This window comes from Pseudoalteromonas sp. SG44-5, assembly GCF_014164175.1.
In the GTDB taxonomy this organism is placed as follows: Bacteria; Pseudomonadota; Gammaproteobacteria; order Enterobacterales; family Alteromonadaceae; genus Pseudoalteromonas; species Pseudoalteromonas nigrifaciens.
Genome location: NZ_JACJES010000010.1, coordinates 74586 through 94166 on the forward strand (window position 1 = coordinate 74586; position 19581 = coordinate 94166).

The following is a 19581-nucleotide window of genomic DNA, read 5'->3' on the forward strand; positions in this document are numbered from 1 at the left end:
TGAATTACATTTGTATATATTAGGTTTTAATTGGTACAAAATTAATCCCAATTAAATAAAGCAAAGAGGAGGGCTAATACTGGTTATGTAGGTAGCAGTTTTTGTTGAGTTATAGCAGCGTAAAAATGATGTAGCACTATTTAAGTTTGTAATTAAAAATAAAGTAAGGCGGGCTTGTTGCCCGCCTTGTAAGGCTTACTTTTTAGCTAAGTATTGTGCAGCTTGCTTAGCAAAATAGGTAAGAATACCGTCGGCGCCAGCACGTTTAAATGCCAGTAGCGACTCCATAATAGTGGCCTCTTCAGCTAACCAGCCGTTATCAATCGCAGCTTTGTGCATAGCGTATTCCCCACTTACTTGATAAGCGAAGGTTGGCACGCCAAACTCATCTTTAACTCGACGTACAACATCCAAATATGGCATGCCAGGTTTAACCATTACCATGTCGGCGCCTTCTTGCAAATCAAGCGCGACCTCGCGAATGGCTTCGTCAGAATTAGCTGGATCCATTTGATAGGTTTTTTTATCAGCACCCTTTAAGTTACCGGCAGAGCCTACCGCGTCTCTAAATGGGCCATAATAGCTTGAGGCGTATTTAGCTGAGTAAGCCATAATGCGAGTGTGAATGTAGCCATCGGCTTCAAGTGCCTCGCGAATAGCGGCAATTCTGCCATCCATCATGTCAGAAGGGGCAATAACGTCAGCACCTGCTCGGGCGTGCGACAGTGCTTGCTTAACTAGTATGTCAGTTGTGATGTCGTTAATTACATAGCCACTTTCATCAATAATGCCGTCTTGTCCGTGGGTGGTAAATGGGTCTAGCGCGGCATCAGTAATTACACCTAACTCAGGGAATGCTTCTTTTAATGCACGTACTGTACGTTGTGCTAAACCATCATCGCTATACGCTTCTTCAGCATGTAATGACTTTTTGTCGGCCGGTGTTACCGGAAAGATAGCAATGGCGGGCACACCGAGCTCAACCAGTTCTTTGGCTTCTATAAGTAGTAAGTCAATTGATAAGCGCTCGATACCGGGCATTGATTCAATTGCTTCACGACGGTTTTTACCTTCGAGTACAAATACCGGATAAATAAGATCATTAACGCTAAGCTGGTTTTCAGCCATAAGACGGCGTGAAAAATCATCGCGGCGCATTCTGCGCATGCGAGTATATGGGAAAAGATCTAGACCAGATTGGGCCATATTTATACGCTCCTACTTTGGGATTGTGGGATTGGAAAATTAATCACTTGGTTACGACCATGCTGCTTGGCAAAATACAGTGCTTTGTCGGCACGTTCGGTAAAAATTTCAGGATTATTTATATCTTCAGCAACGCTAGTATACACTCCCGCGCTGATTGTAAATGAAATAGTAGTGCCAGCCACATGCACATTATTAGTAGCAATAGCGTGGCGAATTTTTTCAGCAATGGCTATCGCGCCATCATTTTGGGTATTGGGCAATAGCACCACAAATTCTTCGCCGCCGTAACGTGCTACTTCATCAAGCGGGCGTTGTAATTGCTTTTTAATAGTATCAGCAGCAGTACGAATAACCTGATCGCCAGTTAGGTGGCCATAGGTATCGTTTATTACCTTAAATTTGTCTATATCAAGCATAATAACACTTAATGGTGTTTGTTCGCGACGCGAGCGGCGCAACTCCATCACTAATTTTTTATCAAAAAAGCGCCGGTTTTTAATACCAGTTAAGGGATCTTCCATGTTTAGCTGTTCAAGCTCACGGTTTTTTTCTTCTAGTTCTCTTAGTGTTACTTGTAACTCAAAAGTACGCTCATCTACTTGTGTTTCGAGCTCTTGACGCACGCTTTCTTGTAAAGATAGCCGCTCATGTAATAAGGCATCTTGGGCAGCACTTTTGGCTATTAAGGTTTGTTGAGTAGTTACTTGTTCATCGCGCTGTAAAATAAAGAGTTTCATTACCGCATATCCAAGGGAGAAAGCGCAGCTAAGAGAGCAAATAAACACAAAAGCCACTCTACTGTTTGTAAATATATAAAGCCCTGAAACAGTAATAATAAAATAAACAATTGCGGCTAAAAAGCTGCATAAAGCTAGCAAAAGTGCTTTTTGGGGTTCTGATGGGTTTTGGCGAATACAAAGTAAGGTTGTTACAACATAGTAGCCTAAAACAATGGGAGTGGTAATAAGGCAAAATAAGGTGACAACAAGTGTGGGAAAAAGCCAAATAAACGCAATAAGCAGTGCATATATAGCTATTATAATTTTTTGCACTTTAAACCATGTAACGGTTTTAGGCTGACATACCTGTTGCTGTAGAGGTAAGAAAAGTACAGTTATCAGCATTACCAACATGGGGATCATAAGTTGTACTGTGCTCGCAGAACGTGTGTGGATGAAACTAAAGCCACAAATAAAATATAATAAGATGCTGAGCATTAATGTTATAGCGCCCGTGTAAGCAAAGTATTGCTTACGCGAAAAAGCATATAAAATAAGACAGCTAATCGCTAAAGAAAAAACAAAGCCAATTAACAATCCGTAAAGCAAATTAAGCTTACTTTTATATGTAAAGAGCGCATCTGCCTGCCATAAGGTTAAAGGCACGCGTAACCCTGAGCTATTGCTCACTTTAACAATAACAGTGGTATTACTGTGGGCAGGAAGCGTTAATTTTACCAGCAAAGGTTCGTTTTTTATTTGTTGTTGTGGCAGTAAAGGAGGAGCATTAATATTTATTGAGGAGGATCGTCGCTTATCGAGTAAGTGATATACCTGTACTTCATTTAATAGCGGATTATCGATAGAGAGTATTGGCGTTACACGCGTATTGAGCGTATTTTTAATTATAAATTGGATCCAAACAGGGCGTTGTTCAATCCCTAAATTAAGTGGTTTGTTGGTTAACGTTTGCCACTGTTTAAGATCGCTCTGCTGGGCGGTTGCTATGGATGTAGGCGCAAAAGAATAATAAATAGAGTTAATTTTTTCAGATGTAAACTGCTCATCTATCTCTATCGTATTAGCGGCTGCTAAACCAGCAAAAAGGATAGTTAATAAGCTTAATAACACCCCAATAACTTTCATTACTTAGCTTTTAAACCAAAAACATTATAAAAGTTTAGAGTAGTTTGCTGCGCTATTGCCTCAGGAGTAAGGTTATATAATTGGGCAATTGTTTCGCACACATAAGTTAATAATGCAGGTTCATTACGGCGAAATTTAGGCTTTGGGCTAACGGTGCGCGGAATCAAAAAAGGCGCATCAGTTTCTATTAACAGTTTATTAAGAGGGATACTGGGGATTAATTGTTGTAGTTCTTTTCCACGGCGTTCATCGCAAACCCAGCCGGTAATGCCGATATAAAGCCCTAACGCTAAGTAGCTTTTTAATGCCTGAGCGTTACCTGTAAAGCAATGTAATACGCCGCGTACATTAAATTCTTTTAAAATACTGAGCATGTCTTCGCTGGCATCACGTTCATGCAAATATACAGGTAAGTTTAGCTGTTCAGCTAGGGCAAGCTGGCGTCTAAGTACACTTCGTTGTACATCGCGAGGCGAAAAATCACGGTTATAATCAAGGCCGCACTCCCCAATGGCTATAACTTGTTTATGGCTTGCAAGTTGAGTGAGTTGTGTCTCAAGCTCATCAGTAGCCGATTTAGCATCGTGAGGATGTACGCCTGCTGTAGAAAATTGCTGATGCTCTATAGCCAGCTCAAGCGACTGCTCACTGGCTGCTACATCGCAGCCTATAATCAGCATATGCTTTACTCCCGCAGCATTAGCGCGGGCAATAATATCTTGATGCTGTTTATCAAACTGATGGTTAGTTAAATTAACCCCAGCATCAATTAAGCTGTATGGCATTATTGAGTACGTTTAACGCGTATAGAGCGGTTTTGACCTTCTTTTTTTAATAAAAAAGAATTAAATACACCACGACTAATAACCACGTTGTCATCTTCTTTTAGCGTTATGCCGTCAGATCCAATTTGGCGCCATTGTTGGCCGTTTTCTAGAGTAATAATTAACTCACCATAAGCTGCTTCTTTAATGGCTGATACAGTTGAGCTAATAGAGCTGTCATTTTCTTTCGCAATATTTTTATGCTCTAAACCAAACTCTTCTGCTTGTGTTACCGCTACAGCAACAGGTGCGGTGGCTTCTGTATTTGTTGGTGAGAGTGTTTTATTTACAGTAGGCTTGCTCAGCGGTTTACCGGCAACCGTATTATCGTAACAAAGCAGGCGGTTAAAGTCGTTTTCAATAAAGCTACATGCTTGCAGTGCTTGCTCGTTAATAGCTGTGGCTGCAAAAGTCGGTGCGCTTAACAAAACTAATAGTGAGAGTAGTTTTTTGTTCATGTTATTCCTCAGGTTCTTGTTGTGGTTTAGCGGTATAAAATTTAGCTAAAATTAGGCCTAGCTCAAACAAAATAAGCATAGGTAGCGCTAATAAAGTTTGTGACAATACATCGGGCGGTGTTAAAAACATCGCTACTACAAAAACACCCACTACAATATAGGGACGTTTTTCTTTTAAGCTTTGCGTTGTTGTAGCGCCGCTCCAGCACAGCAGCATAATGGCTACTGGAATTTCAAAAGCGACACCAAAGGCAAAAAATAGTTTTAGTACAAACCCTAAGTAGCTACTAATATCCGGTGCTAAGGTGAGCATTGCAGGACCCGCACTGGTAAAAAAGCCTAAAATAATTGGCAGTACTACAAAGTAGCAAAAGGCAATACCACCATAAAACAAAAAGATGCTTGAGGCGAGTATTGGCATTAACATGCGTTTTTCGTGCTTATACAATCCCGGAGCTATAAAACCCCAAACCTGGTGTAATATCCACGGAATAGAGGCAAATAATGCGACAAATAACGTTAGTTTAAAAGGGGCAAAAAATGGCGCTGTGACATCAGTTGCTATCATGGTTGCAGTGCTTGGCAAATGTGAAATTAATGGGGCTGCAACAAATGTATAAATGTCGTTTGCAAAATACACTATTGCAATAAAAATAACTAAAATGCTTAATAGTGATTTAATCAGCCGATCGCGTAATTCAATTAAATGCGCGACAAACCCCGATTTTACTTCCTCAGCCATTATTTTTTATACCATTTAGTAAGTTGACCACAAAATGAGAAATTAATTTCACTTTGTATCATCAATATTTTGCTTATTAGAGGGATCGATTTGATTTTTTTTATAACTGTGGGTCACAGACTGAGCGGCCTGTTGTAGTTCAGTTAGTGAACTTTGTAGTTCAGGACTTAAATCGGTTAAGTTTTGTTGCTCCGCTTTTTTAAGGTTTTCGTGTAATTCGTGCACACGCAACTCTTCGCTCACTTCAGCTTTCACTGAGTTAGCAAGCGACTTTGCAGTTTTTATCCATCGGCTTACCGTTCTAATTGCTACAGGTAAACGCTCTGGACCAAGCACCACTAAACCAACAATTAAAACAACAATTAGCTCCCACATCCCCATGCTAATTAAACCTTGTTATTGTCTTTATTTTTTTCAGTATGGGCAGAATCAAGCGGTGCACTTTCTTCTGATTTTTGAATCTGCTCTGGCTTTTCTTTATCTGTATTTTTTTCGTCAGACATTGCTTTTTTAAAGCCTTTAACTGCTCCACCTAAATCACCACCAATACCGCGTAATTTTTTAGTGCCAAACAAAAGTACAATAATTGCTAATACAATCAATAACTGCCAAAGACTAATACCGCCAAATCCCATGTTTATCTCCCGTTTTCATAATTATAAAGTGTATATTTTAAATACTAATTATACGCCTAAAAACGTAAATAGCACTTAGTTTATGTGCTACGCCATGCTGCTATAAAACCAATAATAGCGCTACTTATAGCGATACTTGCAGCAATTAAATCGTGCTGTAAATAAAATAATGCAGCAATAACCATAGCCGCACTGCTAAACAAACCTAAAACCAAAGGTTTATGAGATCCCTTCGGAGCCTGTACTTGAATTTGTGGTGGGCGTTTTAAGCTTTGATAAATTAGATCGGGCAGCTCTGGCATTTTTTCGGCCCAAAAGGGTAATTGTGCATACATTTGCTTTATAACCGATAACGGACCAACTTGTTGCTTAACCCAGTCTTCTAAAAAGGGCTTAGCGGTTTTCCATAAATCTAATTGTGGATAAAGCTGGCGGCCTAAACCTTCAACATACAGTAAGGTTTTTTGCAGTAATACCAATTGTGGTTGTACCTGCATATTAAAGCGCCTTGCAGTATTAAATAAATTAACCAATACATGACCAAACGAAATTTCAGCTAAAGGCTTATTAAATATAGGCTCGCAGACAGTGCGAATAGCAAATTCAAACTCTTCAATACTGGTGTCGGGCGGTACCCAACCCGAGTCCACATGCAACTGCGCAACTTGGCGATAATCACGATTAAAAAAGGCTATAAAGTTTTCCGCTAAATAGCGTTTATCTTCTTTGTTTAAGGTGCCCACAATACCGCAATCTATACCAATATATTTAGGGTTTTCGGGGTGCTCACGAGAAACAAAAATATTACCTGGGTGCATGTCAGCATGAAAAAAGCTGTCTCTGAACACTTGGGTAAAAAACACTTCAACGCCACGCTCAGCCAGTAGTTTCATATTGGTGTTTTGCGCTAATAAAGCATCAGTATCTGATACCGCAATACCATAAATACGCTCCATTACTAATATATTATGGCGGCTGTAATCGCTATAAACGGTAGGGATGTAAAGCGAATCTGAGTCTTCAAAGTTACGTTTAAGTTGAATGCCGTTTGCACCTTCGCGCATTAAATCAAGTTCATCAAGTAGAGTCTTTTTGTACTCTTTTACTACTTCCACAGGACGCAGACGTTTTGACTCGTGGTGTACTTTTGCTAACACCTTAGCGAGCTTTTCCATTAAGGCTAAGTCGGCGTTAATTTGTTGATTAATGTTAGGGCGGATTACTTTAATAACTACATCTTGCTCTATACCATTTGTGTCAACTAACGTTGCGGTATGTACTTGTGCTATTGATGCCGACGCCAGTGGTGTTTGTGAAAACTCACTAAAACGCTCGCTTATGTCATTAATTTCGAGAGCTTTTTCTATTATTTTTTGTGCAAGTTCGCCGGGAAAAGGTTCAACCTGATCTTGCAAAAATGCCAGCTCTAATGCAATTTCGTGCGGCAGTAAGTCACGACGCGTAGAAAGCATTTGGCCAAACTTAACCCATACTGGGCCAAGCTGTTGTAGGGCTAAACGTAATCGCAGCCCGGCGGGCTTATCTTTATGCTGATTACGCAGCCAAAATAAACTACCTCGGGCTATTTTCGCAAACCAAGGGATTTTATGTTTTGGCACTAACTCATCTAATCCGTAGCTAAGCAGTGTTTTAGTGATGTAATACAGTCGTGCAGTTGACACAAAAAATCCTTAGCGGGTAGTCAAAGTGGTTAGTAAGGCATTAATACGTTGTTCTATAGCAGCAACTTGGCCTTTAAGCTCACGGTTTTGTTGTTTAAATTGTTTAAGCTCTAACGGATGAATGGTAATTGCCAATTCATCTTGGCATAAGCTTGTTAGGGTGCGGCTTAACTGCGTTTTTGCTTTATTGCCGTGTTGCTGGAGCGTTTTGAAGTGTAAATATAATTGCTGTGCGGGAGCATCACCAAGGTGCGATGAAAGCTGCTCAGGCCAATCTATATCTAGTGTTGAAAATGCATTGCTATAGGTTTGAGCTATGTTTAAATCGCCTTGTAAATCAAGTTTGTCTTGGCGAATTAGCTGGGTAAGCATGGCTGGGTTTTTTAGCGCAAGCAGGGTGTTAAGGTCGGCGCTAATCATGCAATCTGCGTCTGTATCACTGGTTGCGCTATATAAATGAAGTTGCTTGTCGCTAAACACTAGCAGCAGCTTTAGCTGAGAGCCCCTAACATCAACGACTAAGCGCTGATGCTTAACTGCTGCCAACTTTCCCGATAGGCTTGTATCGAGTTTAAGTGCTTGATTAAGTATTCGCTCCACGAGCGAAAGTACTAAGTTGGGTAACATAAAAAAATCAGTTGAGGGAGCCTCAGTAGAATTTTTTTCGGTTGCTTGCTCAAGCGCCATAATTATTTACCTTAGTACTTAAAGCCACGATGCAGCGCAACAATACCACCGGTTAAGTTTTGATAAGTGGTTTGCTCAAAGCCTGCATCAGACATCATGCTTTTAAGCGTGTCTTGATCTGGATGCATACGAATCGACTCAGCTAAATACTTGTACGATTCGCTGTCGTTTGCCACTAACTTACCCATAGTTGGTAATAAGTTAAATGAATAAAAGTCGTATGCCTTACTGAGTATTTCATGCTCTGGCTTTGAAAACTCTAATACCAGTAAGCGCCCGCCTGGTTTTAAAATGCGGTACATTGAGCGTAATGCTTTGTCTTTGTCGGTTACATTACGTAAACCAAATGCAATAGTGATCAGATCAAAGCTATTATCTGGGAATGGTAAGGCTTCAGCGTTCATTTGCACGTAGTCAATATTGCCAACTAAGCCTAAATTATGGAGTTTTTCACGGCCCACTTTTAACATAGACGAGTTAATATCACCGAGTATAACCTGACCGGTTTCTCCGACTAGTTGGCTAAATTTTGCAGTTAAATCGCCCGTACCACCGGCTAAATCTAAAACATGGTGGCCTTTACGAACGCCAGAGCTGGCTATTGTTTGACGTTTCCATAAACGATGTACCCCAAAAGACATTAAGTCATTCATTACGTCATATTTTGCCGCAACTGAATGAAATACGTCTGCAACCATTGAGGCTTTATCGTTTTCGGCTACCGTTTTATAGCCAAAATGCGTGGTCTTTTGTGGTGTTTCGCTCATCATTAATCTCTATCGTGGTAATGAAGACTAGTGTACTTGATTGTGCCCTGAAGGTGCAATTTGAATATGATTTATCAGCTAATTAATGCTCCGCAGTAAAGCTATTTTGCCCTAAAGAGCGTGCTTTAAATGCCGCATTAGAAGCACTTTTAGTTAATTGCTCAAAGTCAGCTTGTTGTTGCTGTGCAATCCCCAAAGAGAGCTTAATTGCAGGTAATGCCAGCGCGTTTTTTGAGCTGATAAAGCGCAGCTTTGCAACACCAGCGCGTACTTTTTCTGCAATTAAATTGGTTGTTTCACAATCTACGTCGGTAAGTAGTACAGTAAATTGATCTTTTGCAGTACGCCCCGCTAGGCCGCTTTGAAACACATATTTTTGTACTTGTTTAGCCACTTTGCTTAAAATTGCTTCTGCGATTACATCGCCAAAGTTATCAATAAAGTGATCTAAATTGTCTATTTGAATAGCAATAGCACAAACCGGTTTATGTTGATTTGCCCATATTTGCACTTGCTTGGTTAAATAATGGCGTTTATACAAGCCAGTTTGACTATCAATAATATGTTGTTTACGCAGGGTGTTAAGCTGCTTTTTAGTTTTTTCGTGGAGTTGTTTAGCATTACTTAATTGTTGTTTAAACTGTTTGTGTTGCGTTAACAGTGTTGCTGTTTGCTGATCTAGCCTTGTAAGTGCGATCCGGCTATTTTTAATGTTATTTTCATCAAGCGAATGCATACACTCGCTAATATGGCCGGCAAAATTAATAAATTGTTTTTCAGTGTGTTGTGCGCTTTTAGACAGCGAGTTAATTACCCCATTAACATTCTCTATCATCGACACTTCAGTGGCATGGCCTTGATTTAAATGCTCAAAATAGAGTTGCTCGGTAAATAAACTGTCAATAAGAGTGTTACTTGCAATAGCGCGCTCAATGGCGCTATTAAGGTCGTTGTTTACTTGGCTAATATAAGTATAAACAACCTGATAATTAAGTGGTGTAGGTGGCAAAACATGGCGCTCTAAAAATACACACACTTTTGTCATTTTATCTTGTGCTACAGCCATAGAGTCATGGAACATCATTTGCAAATACCAACTAAATACATATGCGTATTAATTTATAAACTCATCCAATGAAGCGTTTCGCATCCAAGCACTTGTACCATAATCATTATATCGGTTATTTAAAAGTAAAAACGACAGTTAGTTATCTAAATTGTAACTTTAGCAACATAATGGCTGCTTTTATCATCAATTACTTTTTGTTTCATTCAAAAGCATGTTTTATTACTGGTTATTAAATACCAACCTGCTTATATCAGTCGTATTAGTTTTTGCGTGCTTGGTCGTATTTATCTTGCTATTTATTTAGCCTGCGATAGGTTTACAAAATCTATTTAATTGTGAAGCTATATAATAATGAATCAACTTTTATCTCGACCATTACGCCACTCGCTACTGGGAATTACTTTTTTATGCACCTTAAGTGCATGCCAAACAACCTCACTTAATGCCGATAAGCAATTTACTCAAGTTGCCGAAAACATTGTGCAAAATAGACAAGATGCTAGCCCTTATAATAATAATCCTCAGGGTGTAGATGGCTACTTACTACCTAACTTAACTGCCGAGTATTTAGCGCAAGAATATAAAAAAAATACCCAGCTACTTGCCGATTTAGATACGGTAAACATTGATAAGTTAAGTGATGAAAATCGGATTAACTTTAGTATTTTGCGTGCTCAAGTGCAAAATAGCGTGGATGAGTATGTATTTAATGCCCACTATATGCCGCTTACATCTGAATATGGGTTTCATTCAAGCTTGTCGTTTATGGTTAAAAGTTCACAATATAAAACGTTACAAGATTATAAAAATTATTTAGCGCGATTAGCTCAGGTACCACGCTTTTTTGAGCAAAATGTTTATTGGATGAAACAAGGTTTAGCAATAGGGTTAACGCAGCCTAAAGCTGTACTTAAAGGTTATGAAGATTCAATTAGTGTTTATATTGTTGATGATGTAACACAATCTGAATTTTATCAGCCATTTTTAACGAATACTGCAGGCTTAAGTAGCAGCGAATTTTATGAGCTGCAACTCCAAGCTAAAACAATAATTAAAGAACAAGTAATAGCAGCATATAAAGATTACCTCACCTTTTTTACTGAAGAGTATCAAGCAGGTGCTCGAGACAGTATTGGTATTTCGGCAACGCCTAATGGGGCTGCTTTTTATGCTAATCGCGCCAAGCATTACACCACTACAGATATGACCCCAAAAGAAATTCATGAGTTGGGCCTAAAAGAAGTGGCACGTATTCGTAGCGAAATGGAAGAGGTAATAAAAGAAGTTGGTTTTAAAGGCACGTTCGCTGAATTTATCCACTTTTTACGTACTGATCCGCAGTTCTACGCAACTACTCCAGAGCAGTTACTAAAAGAAGCTGCTTATATTGCTAAAAAAATGGATGCGCAACTGCCTAGATTATTTCATACCTTGCCGCGCAAACCTTATGGCGTAGTGGCTGTTCCCACCAATATTGCTCCTAAATATACTACAGGGCGTTACTCGGGTTCGAACCGCGACGATCAAGCTGGTTATTACTGGGTAAACACTTATGCGCTAGATAAGCGACCTCTTTACGCGCTAGAGGCGTTAACGCTGCATGAAGCTGTACCAGGGCACCATTTACAAATATCACTTAATGCTGAGCTAGAAAACTTGCCGAGTTATCGTCGTGATGCTTATTTATCAGCATTTGGCGAGGGGTGGGGGCTTTATTCTGAGTACTTAGGAATAGAAGCTGGGTTTTATCAAGATCCATATAGCCGTTTCGGACGTTTAACCTATGAAATGTGGCGCGCTGCACGTTTAGTTGTTGATACGGGAATGCATATGTATGGCTGGAGCCGTGAACGCGCGATGAACTTTATGGGCGATAACACTGCTTTGTCGTTGCACAACGTTAAAACTGAAACAGATCGTTATATTTCATGGCCTGCGCAGGCGTTATCGTATAAAATTGGAGAATTAACTATTAAGCGCTTACGTAAAGAAGCGGAGCAGGCCCTTGGCCAAAAATTTGATGTGCGAGAGTTCCATCATCAAGTGCTACGCCATGGTTCAGTACCGTTATCTGTACTTGAGCAGCAAATTCGTTTGTATATTAAAAACGAACTAGCTAAACAGGATATTTAATTAATCCGCATCAATCGTAATGGCTTATATTAGGGTCTGTTTATCTTTCAAGGTTAAATTTGCAGCAGTGTGTTTGGTATTTAGGCAAGGCAGAGCCTATGTGGTGTGGTTACTCCCCATAAATAGGCGATAACGTAGCATCAATGGCAAACATGCGCTGCCCGAAGGGTTCTGCCTAGGGGCGATTGACTCTTTGTTGCCTACATGGATGTAGGTAAGGGGCGTGAGCAGGACGCGGAAGCTTTGCTCGGTTTTTACTTATTCTTACATGGATGTAAGCCAGTAGAATAACGCAGGAGCAGTTATCGAGCCCACTAGGTTACAAACCTCGCGCCGTGATTAAATCGCCCCTAGTTTGAACAAATTTCAATCCGCAAAGGTCAACAGACCCTAGGGTTATAAATTAATAAAATGCGCATATCATCTATAATAAGTGATATGCGCATTTGTCTATTGAAGCCATTTTCATTTATTGGCGAAAAAGTACTGCAGAGGGGTTTTGAGTGAACAATTTTATAGTTCTAAGTATTAATGTATTTGCGAGCCTTTTTATTGTTGTATTAGGGTTTATAGTTTTATCGGTTATTATTTTTTATTTTAGAGATATAACCCAAACAAAGCATGCAATTAGGCGCAACTATCCGGTAATTGGTCGGTTTCGATATTTTTTTGAGCGCCAAGGAGAATTTTTCCGCCAGTACTTTTTCGCACTTGATAGAGAAGAAATGCCGTTTAATCGTGCTGAACGTAGTTGGGTATATCGCGCTGCAAAAGATGTTGATCATACTGCTGCGTTTGGCTCGACTCAAAGCCTTGAAGTAACCGGTACAGTGATGTTTATGAACTGTGCATTTCCTACTTTAGATGAAGAAGCGCTCGATCCTAGTAATGTGACTTTAGGCCCTTACTGTAAAACACCTTACACCACTAATTCAATATTTAATATTTCAGGTATGAGTTTTGGTGCTTTGTCAAAACCTGCAGTACGTGCTTTATCTAAAGGAGCTAAGCTTGCTGGCTGTTGGTATAATACCGGTGAAGGCGGTTTAAGCCCGTATCATTTAGAAGGCGGGGGAGATATTGTATTTCAAATTGGTACTGCTAAATACGGTGTGCGCGACGATAATGGCAATTTAAGCACTGCTAAATTAAAAGAAATAGCAGCTCACGAACAAGTAAAAATGTTTGAAATAAAGCTAAGCCAAGGCGCTAAACCAGGTAAAGGCGGTATGTTACCAGGGCGAAAAGTTAACGCTGAAATTGCAAAAATACGCGGTATTCCCGAAGGGCAAGATTCAATTAGCCCTAATGGCCATCTTGAAATTAAAAAGCCGTCAGATATTCTTGATATGTTGGCAACCGTACGTAACGCAACCGGTAAACCAACCGGCTTTAAAGCGGTAATTGGTGAGTATACTTGGTTAGAAACTCTTTTCGCTGAAATAAATCATCGCGGTGTTGAGTCAGCGCCCGACTTTATTACTATTGATAGTGCAGACGGTGGCACAGGCGCCGCACCACAGTCATTATTAGATTCAGTGGGCTTACCACTGCGAGAAAGCTTGCCATTAGTAATTAACTTGTTAGAAAAACATGGGCTCAGAGAGCGAGTAAAGGTTATTGCCTCAGGTAAGTTAATCGTACCCTCTAAAGTTGCATGGGCATTAGCACTGGGGGCTGATTTTGTTGTATCTGCTCGCGGCCATATGTTTGCACTAGGGTGTATTCAAGCAATGCAATGTAATAAAGACACTTGCCCTACAGGGATCACCACGCACGACAAGCGCCTGCAACGTGGCTTAAATGTGGCAGACAAAGCACAGCGTGTGGCAAACTATAATAAGTATGTGCACTATGGAGCGGGCTTAATCGCGCACTCGTGCGGCGTATCTAGTGCGCGAGAGTTAAAACGTGAACATGTGCGTATAGTTCAAGAAAGTGGTCTTTCAGAGCCATTAGATAAAATTTACGAAAATTATAAATAACACAGTGAGCATTAAATATATGAGTGCTTAAGCGCACTAAACTAAGCTGCTTTTTTATGCACTCAATATTTATTAGGTCATTAATTAAGGCCCATTGTTACGTAATATAACAATGGGCCTTAATTTTATTTATTTATTTATTTATTATTTGCTTGAATGCCGGTAATTTTTAAACGCTCTAATTCACAGCTAAATAAAAATTCCAGCACTTCTAAATGACGACGAACTTCATCAATATTTCGCCCTACAGCATATAAACCATGGCCACGTATAAGCACTCCGTGTTCAATAGGAGTGTGTAAATGATGGTCGCTTACCAATAAACTTAAATGGTCTATGTCTTGGTCGTTATTAAAAATAGGAATGCTTAGGGTTTCTAAATGCGAGGTAAAACCGGTTAAAGCTTTTTGCATTTCGTAGCCAGTTAAATCGAGTTTATGACTTTTTGTTATTTGCGAAAGCACGGTAGCCGCAACAGAATGCGTGTGCAGTACACATTGCGCTTCGGGAATTAGCTGATACAAGCTCAAGTGCAGTTGTGTTTCGGCTGAGCGTTTTTTTGTTCCTGCCAAAGGCTTGCCTTGTAGATCTAGCTGTAAAAATTGCTCATTGGTCAACTTGCCTTTATCTTGGCCACTAGCTGTTATTACAAAGCCCGACTCAGTTCTTGCTGAAAAATTCCCACCGGTTGCGGGTATCCACTCTTTTTGGCTAACCCACTTCCCAGCTTCAATAAGTTGCGAAATAGCGGTATTGTTGTTTTGCATATATTCCTCACAAACGAGCATCAGTTAATTGTATTTAGACGGCTAAACTTCTATCTTAAGTGATGGTAGCACCGCTTTGCGTGCAAAACCACAATTAAGGATATAGAGTGTTAATAACTAAGCTACCAGCATAAGGTATGTTTTATCAAACTCTAATAACAATTAAGTTGGTTTAGCTAAAAACACTAAAAACTTAAAAGAGGGCGGCACAAAACTATGTCAACTTTAACACTTACATTATTGCAAAGCTCACTACACTGGCTCGATAAAGACGCTAATTTAGCTATGTTTAATAAGCAGCTAGATGCAGTGACTCAGCAGTCAGACTTGATTTTACTGCCCGAAACCTTTGCCACAGGCTTTGCAATAAACTTAGATTGCGCTGAGCCTGAAAACGGCAAAGTACTTACCTGGTTAAAGGCGCAAGCGCATAAACATAATGCAGTAATTGCAGGCTCAGTATTTGTTACGCAAGGCAGTAAAAAGGCCAACCGGTTTTATTGGGTGCAGCCCAATGGAGAAGTAGACTTTTACGATAAGCGTCATTTGTTTTGTTTAGGCAACGAAGGCGACTTTGTAGTAGCAGGACAAGCGCGCAAAGTGTTTACTATTAATGGCTTTAAGCTATTACCACAAGTGTGCTACGACCTACGCTTTCCGGTATTTCAGCGCAATAACAACGATTACGATGTAATGATTAATATTGCTAATTGGCCCGCAGTGCGACGCCATGTTTGGGATACATTATTAATGGCGCGAGCGATGGAAAATGTATGTTATGTGGTTGGGGTAAATCGCATTGGTGATGATGCCAATGGTGTTGCTCACAATGGTGGCACAGCGGTATATGACTTTAAAGGTGATGCTTTAGTAAAAGCTGCAGATAATAGCCAAGCGCTAATAACCATTACTTTGCACAAAGCACCATTAAATGACTTTAAGGCTAAATTTCCGGCGCATTTAGATGCGGATGCTTTTAACTTAGTATAAAGCAGCTTAAATTAGCCAGCGGCTAATTAAGTGTTAAAATAGCCGCTGATATTTATTGGCGGCAGCACTATGAACAACTCTTTAATCACTCCAGTTATTTTAGCGGGCGGCATTGGCTCTCGTTTATGGCCGTTGTCGCGCCAAGCAATGCCAAAACAGTTTTTACCCTTACTCGATGCTGAACCTACTGGGCAGTCGTTATTACAAAATACCCTAACACGGGTAACCGGTAGGGTATTCAATCGAGCTATTTTAGTGTGTAACGAACAGCACCGATTTATTGCCGCTGAGCAAGCTGCTAGTGCAAATCCGCGCGTATTACTTTTAGAACCCACAGGTAAAAATACTGCCCCAGCAATTGCTTTAGCTGCGCATTATGCGCTACAAAATGGCATAACAGGGCCACTGTTAGTTATGCCAGCGGATCATCATATAAATAATTTTAACTTACTCACCGAGCAGTTACACGGCGCGACAATATTAGCTGAGCAAGGTAAATTAGTTACCTTTTCTATTACGCCTACCGAGCCACACACAGGTTACGGGTATATAAAACAAGGAAGCGCCATTACCGGTACTGACTGCTTTGAAGTAGCTGAATTTAAAGAAAAACCCAGCTTAACCACCGCAACAAGCTACCTGTTAGATGGAAGTTATAGTTGGAATAGCGGTATGTTTTTGTTTACTGCTGCAGCGTATTTACAAGAGTTGGCTCGCTTTGCACCTAAAATTGCCAATTGTGTGGCTAACGCCGCCAATTTTAGTCAGGACTTAGGCTTTACACGGCCCAGTGCAAAAACGCTCGAAGCTTGCCCGAGTGACTCCATAGATTATGCTATTTTAGAGCGCAGTGATAACGTAGTTGTCATGCCTGTTGCCTTAAACTGGAGTGACGTAGGTGGTTTTTCATCACTTGCTAAGTTGCTAAAAAAAGATCCGCAAGGCAATAACTTAAATACTAACTATGTAGCGCAAAACAGTAAAAACAATCTAATAATAAGCGAAACCGATCATACTATTGCCACGTTAGGGGTAAGTAATTTAGCTGTTATTCATACCCACGATGCCACACTTATTGCGAATCAAAATGAGCTTGATGCACTGCCGTTATTACTCAAAAAAGTAGCGCTTACGCAAACTGACAAGTTAACCCACCACCAAGTTGTTTATCGGCCGTGGGGAAATTATCGTACCTTGGTAGAAAGCAGTGGATTTAAGGTTAAAAAAATAACCGTAAACAGCGGCGCTAAGCTCTCTACGCAGCGCCATCAATATCGTGCCGAGCATTGGGTAGTTGTATCTGGGGTTGCCGATGTATGCATTGATAAGCAAGCACTAACACTCAGTGCAGATCAGTCTTGTTATATTGCCGCTAAGCAAATTCATAGTTTGGCTAATAATAAAAATACACCGTTAATAGTAATTGAGGTACAAACAGGCACTATTTTAGATGAAAGCGACATTGAACGGTTTGATGATAAATATGGCAGAAACTAACAACGCTTTACTGCAGCCCTTTGCGTACACACCTTAAATACTCTTCTAAACTTTGCTGCCAAAGGTCGAGCGCTTCATTGATGGCGTTTTTTAGCGGCTTTTTATCAAGCATACGACGCTCTATTTTTTTCAGCGCTAAACCATAACGGTTAAAGCCCAGCTGTAGTGCGGTATTGGCTTGGCGATGTAATAATTTAATGCATTGCTCGGGCTGTTGTTCTACGAGCGCTTGGCAGTGATTTAGTTTACTGCGGGTAGAGAGCACAAACTCGTTATAAATAGACGACACTTCATCAATACTAAAAGAGCTGGTAAGCGTTTCGCTAGCGCTTGCGTCATATAAAGTATCAACCAAATCTACAGCTACAGTAGCCGTTTTAGTTGACTGTGAATCGCTTAGTGCTTGGCGCAATTTTTGGTGTTTAATAGGTTTACCTACAATGTCTTTTATACCCAGCGCTAAGTACTCTTTTACCTCACTAGGGCTTAAGCTTGCAGTAAAGGCTAGTACGGGAGTACGCTGGTTTTTATGCTCAATTTTAGCCAATGTTTTAAGTACTTGTTGGCCGGTCAAATCAGGTAGGTTCATATCGAGCAGCACTACATCAAAATGATGCGCTTGCATTAACTCTATTGCAGTTTTACCGTCTTTTGCTAACTTAATTTTATGTTCGTCGTCGGCCATAAATTCTACGGCTATTTTTTGATTTAAATCTAAATCCTCTACTAACAACACCTTTAAACCGGTTAAATAATCTTTACTTTGATGACGTTGCGCTACTAGGCTGAGTTCGCCCAGCGCACACGTAATATCAAAGCTAAACACGCTGCCACTCCCTAGGCTACTGGCTATTTCTAACTTGCTATGCAGTTTTTCGAGTAAGCGGCTGGTTATTGCTAAACCAAGGCCTGTACCGCCTTTTTCTTTTCCGGCGTTACTTTGCACATAGGGTTCGGTTAGGTAGGCTATTTCGTCATTCTCGATGCCGGGGCCTGAGTCTTTTACGCTTATTTTAATAGTGTGTTCAAGTTGTTTTTCAGTGATTAGATCAATTTGAATTTTAACGCTACCTTGGTCGGTAAATTTAATTGCGTTACCCACAAGGTTAATAATAATTTGCCTGAGTTTTTGCTGATCGCAGTAGTAACAGGCTTGATCGGGTATATTGCAAAGTAGCTCAAACTTAAGTTGCTTTTGCTCTGCCAGAGGGCTTAGTAATAAGCATAAATTTTGTATCCAAGTTTTAAACTCAATATCTTCTTCGTAAAGAGCTTCGTCGCTTTGATCAAGGCTGGCGTAGTCGAGTACTTTATCAACCAGTAAATTAAGGGATTCGGCAGAGTTAATAATTGCCTCGCAATAGGCTTTATTGCGAGCATCACTTGTTTGGTTCATAACTAACTGAGCACTGCCTAAAATGCCGTTTAAAGGGGTGCGAATTTCGTGGCTGATAGTTGATAAAAACAACCCACGTATTTCTAGATCTTTACGGGCTTTTTTAGTGAGCTTATTAAGATGCTGCTCTCTGCGCTCATTACACAACAGTGCCATGCCAGCGGCATAAAACATAGGTGCTATAACCCCGTTTAAAAAAAGTAACGAGCTAAACCAAGGGCTTAATAGGGTGTCATGTTGCTCAATTTTTTGCATAAATATCGAGCGGGCAATAAAGCTTACGGCAACTAAAGTTAAAATTATAATATAAACAATGCTGCCGTTGGGGTAGGGCTTACGTGCATACTTTATAAATATAAACAGTAAAAATGCAGCTTCAGCTATATGCTGTATATCAGATATAAACAGCCTATCTTGAATAGATGGCGACAAAAAGCTGTAATAACCCAGCATTACGCTGCTAAAAGCAGTAAATGCACAAACAAGTTTAAAGCCAATACCGCGATAATCTAAAAACTGGCTAATAGCAAGGCAATGCACAATTGAGGCCGCAAACATCAATATATTGGCAATGCTAATGGCGACAAGTTCAGGGACTCGCCCGATCAGAGTAAAGCCAATAATAACGCCGAGCAATAAAACAGGATAAAAAATATAAAGCAGAGTGCCTGGAGTGTGTTTATTGGTGCGCCAGGTTAAAAAATTTAGCAGGGTCATTACAACCATAACGGCGATACTGGCAAAATATAGGGTAAAAGAGTCGAGCATTGAGGCACCAATAGCGTGTTATTAGATTAAAAGTATAACAATAATTACTTAACCGAAAATAGCTCAATATATTGTTTAACACATTGAGCTGTATTGAAATTAAAACG

Annotated in this window: 17 protein-coding genes; 4 read left to right on the forward strand and 13 right to left on the reverse strand. The window is 40.1% G+C overall.

Going from position 1 to position 19581, the window contains the following annotated elements; translation table 11 throughout:
* Positions 1-195 precede the first annotated feature (195 nt).
* The 11 genes from hemB to H5079_RS11840 form a co-directional block, all read right to left on the reverse strand.
* Positions 196-1206, reverse strand: a complete 1011-nt coding sequence (gene hemB, locus H5079_RS11790) for a porphobilinogen synthase (RefSeq protein WP_011329560.1) — start codon at positions 1204-1206, stop codon at positions 196-198.
* Positions 1207-1208: 2 nt separating this feature from the next.
* On the reverse strand, positions 1209-3074 hold the full coding sequence (locus tag H5079_RS11795) for a diguanylate cyclase (protein ID WP_182684153.1): 1866 nt from the start codon (positions 3072-3074) through the stop codon (positions 1209-1211).
* Positions 3074-3859, reverse strand: a complete 786-nt coding sequence (locus tag H5079_RS11800; protein WP_182684154.1) for a TatD family hydrolase — start codon at positions 3857-3859, stop codon at positions 3074-3076. Before H5079_RS11800 ends, H5079_RS11795 begins: the two co-directional genes overlap by 1 nt.
* Positions 3859-4356, reverse strand: coding sequence for a hypothetical protein (locus tag H5079_RS11805; RefSeq protein WP_011329557.1), 498 nt, complete (start codon positions 4354-4356; stop codon positions 3859-3861). Before H5079_RS11805 ends, H5079_RS11800 begins: the two co-directional genes overlap by 1 nt.
* 1 nt (position 4357) lies before the next feature.
* Positions 4358-5098, reverse strand: coding sequence for a twin-arginine translocase subunit TatC (gene tatC, locus H5079_RS11810; RefSeq protein WP_086994406.1), 741 nt, complete (start codon positions 5096-5098; stop codon positions 4358-4360).
* Positions 5099-5146: 48 nt separating this feature from the next.
* A complete protein-coding gene (gene tatB / locus H5079_RS11815) occupies positions 5147-5479 on the reverse strand; it encodes a Sec-independent protein translocase protein TatB (protein WP_008467380.1) in 333 nt (110 codons plus the stop codon).
* Positions 5480-5484: 5 nt separating this feature from the next.
* Positions 5485-5733, reverse strand: coding sequence for a Sec-independent protein translocase subunit TatA (tatA, locus tag H5079_RS11820; RefSeq protein ID WP_008467382.1), 249 nt, complete (start codon positions 5731-5733; stop codon positions 5485-5487).
* Between the two features lie 80 nt (positions 5734-5813).
* The gene (gene ubiB, locus H5079_RS11825) at positions 5814-7415 is read right to left on the reverse strand and encodes a ubiquinone biosynthesis regulatory protein kinase UbiB (protein ID WP_011329555.1); all 1602 of its coding nucleotides are present in this window, start codon (positions 7413-7415) and stop codon (positions 5814-5816) included.
* A gap of 9 nt (positions 7416-7424) precedes the next feature.
* Positions 7425-8102: an SCP2 domain-containing protein gene (locus tag H5079_RS11830; RefSeq protein ID WP_011329554.1), complete on the reverse strand. Its 678-nt coding sequence runs from the start codon at positions 8100-8102 to the stop codon at positions 7425-7427.
* A gap of 11 nt (positions 8103-8113) precedes the next feature.
* Positions 8114-8869, reverse strand: a complete 756-nt coding sequence (gene ubiE, locus H5079_RS11835) for a bifunctional demethylmenaquinone methyltransferase/2-methoxy-6-polyprenyl-1,4-benzoquinol methylase UbiE (protein WP_011329553.1) — start codon at positions 8867-8869, stop codon at positions 8114-8116.
* 82 nt (positions 8870-8951) lie between these two features.
* Positions 8952-9935, reverse strand: a complete 984-nt coding sequence (locus H5079_RS11840; protein ID WP_041454617.1) for a GGDEF domain-containing protein — start codon at positions 9933-9935, stop codon at positions 8952-8954.
* Between the two features lie 354 nt (positions 9936-10289).
* On the opposite strand from H5079_RS11840, the gene H5079_RS11845 reads away from it, so the two are divergent.
* Both H5079_RS11845 and H5079_RS11850 read left to right on the forward strand, forming a co-directional pair.
* Positions 10290-12071 carry a DUF885 family protein gene (locus H5079_RS11845; RefSeq protein WP_182684155.1) on the forward strand — a complete coding sequence of 594 codons (1782 nt, stop codon included), beginning with the start codon at positions 10290-10292 and terminating at the stop codon, positions 12069-12071.
* 503 nt (positions 12072-12574) lie between these two features.
* Positions 12575-14056, forward strand: coding sequence for an FMN-binding glutamate synthase family protein (locus tag H5079_RS11850; protein ID WP_182684156.1), 1482 nt, complete (start codon positions 12575-12577; stop codon positions 14054-14056).
* A gap of 137 nt (positions 14057-14193) precedes the next feature.
* Here the strand turns inward: H5079_RS11850 and H5079_RS11855 are convergent, their stop codons facing one another.
* A complete protein-coding gene (locus H5079_RS11855; protein WP_179807649.1) occupies positions 14194-14823 on the reverse strand; it encodes a methylthioribulose 1-phosphate dehydratase in 630 nt (209 codons plus the stop codon).
* Positions 14824-15039: 216 nt separating this feature from the next.
* On the opposite strand from H5079_RS11855, the gene H5079_RS11860 reads away from it, so the two are divergent.
* Positions 15040-15813 (forward strand): amidohydrolase, encoded by a 774-nt coding sequence (locus tag H5079_RS11860; RefSeq protein WP_086994424.1) that lies wholly within the window; start codon positions 15040-15042, stop codon positions 15811-15813.
* A 69-nt stretch (positions 15814-15882) separates the two neighbouring features.
* Positions 15883-17310, forward strand: coding sequence for a mannose-1-phosphate guanylyltransferase/mannose-6-phosphate isomerase (locus H5079_RS11865; protein ID WP_182678390.1), 1428 nt, complete (start codon positions 15883-15885; stop codon positions 17308-17310).
* Positions 17311-17317: 7 nt separating this feature from the next.
* Here H5079_RS11865 and H5079_RS11870 read toward each other — a convergent pair whose 3' ends face one another.
* Positions 17318-19474 (reverse strand): ATP-binding protein, encoded by a 2157-nt coding sequence (locus H5079_RS11870; RefSeq protein WP_182684157.1) that lies wholly within the window; start codon positions 19472-19474, stop codon positions 17318-17320.
* Between the last annotated feature and the right edge of the window lie 107 nt (positions 19475-19581).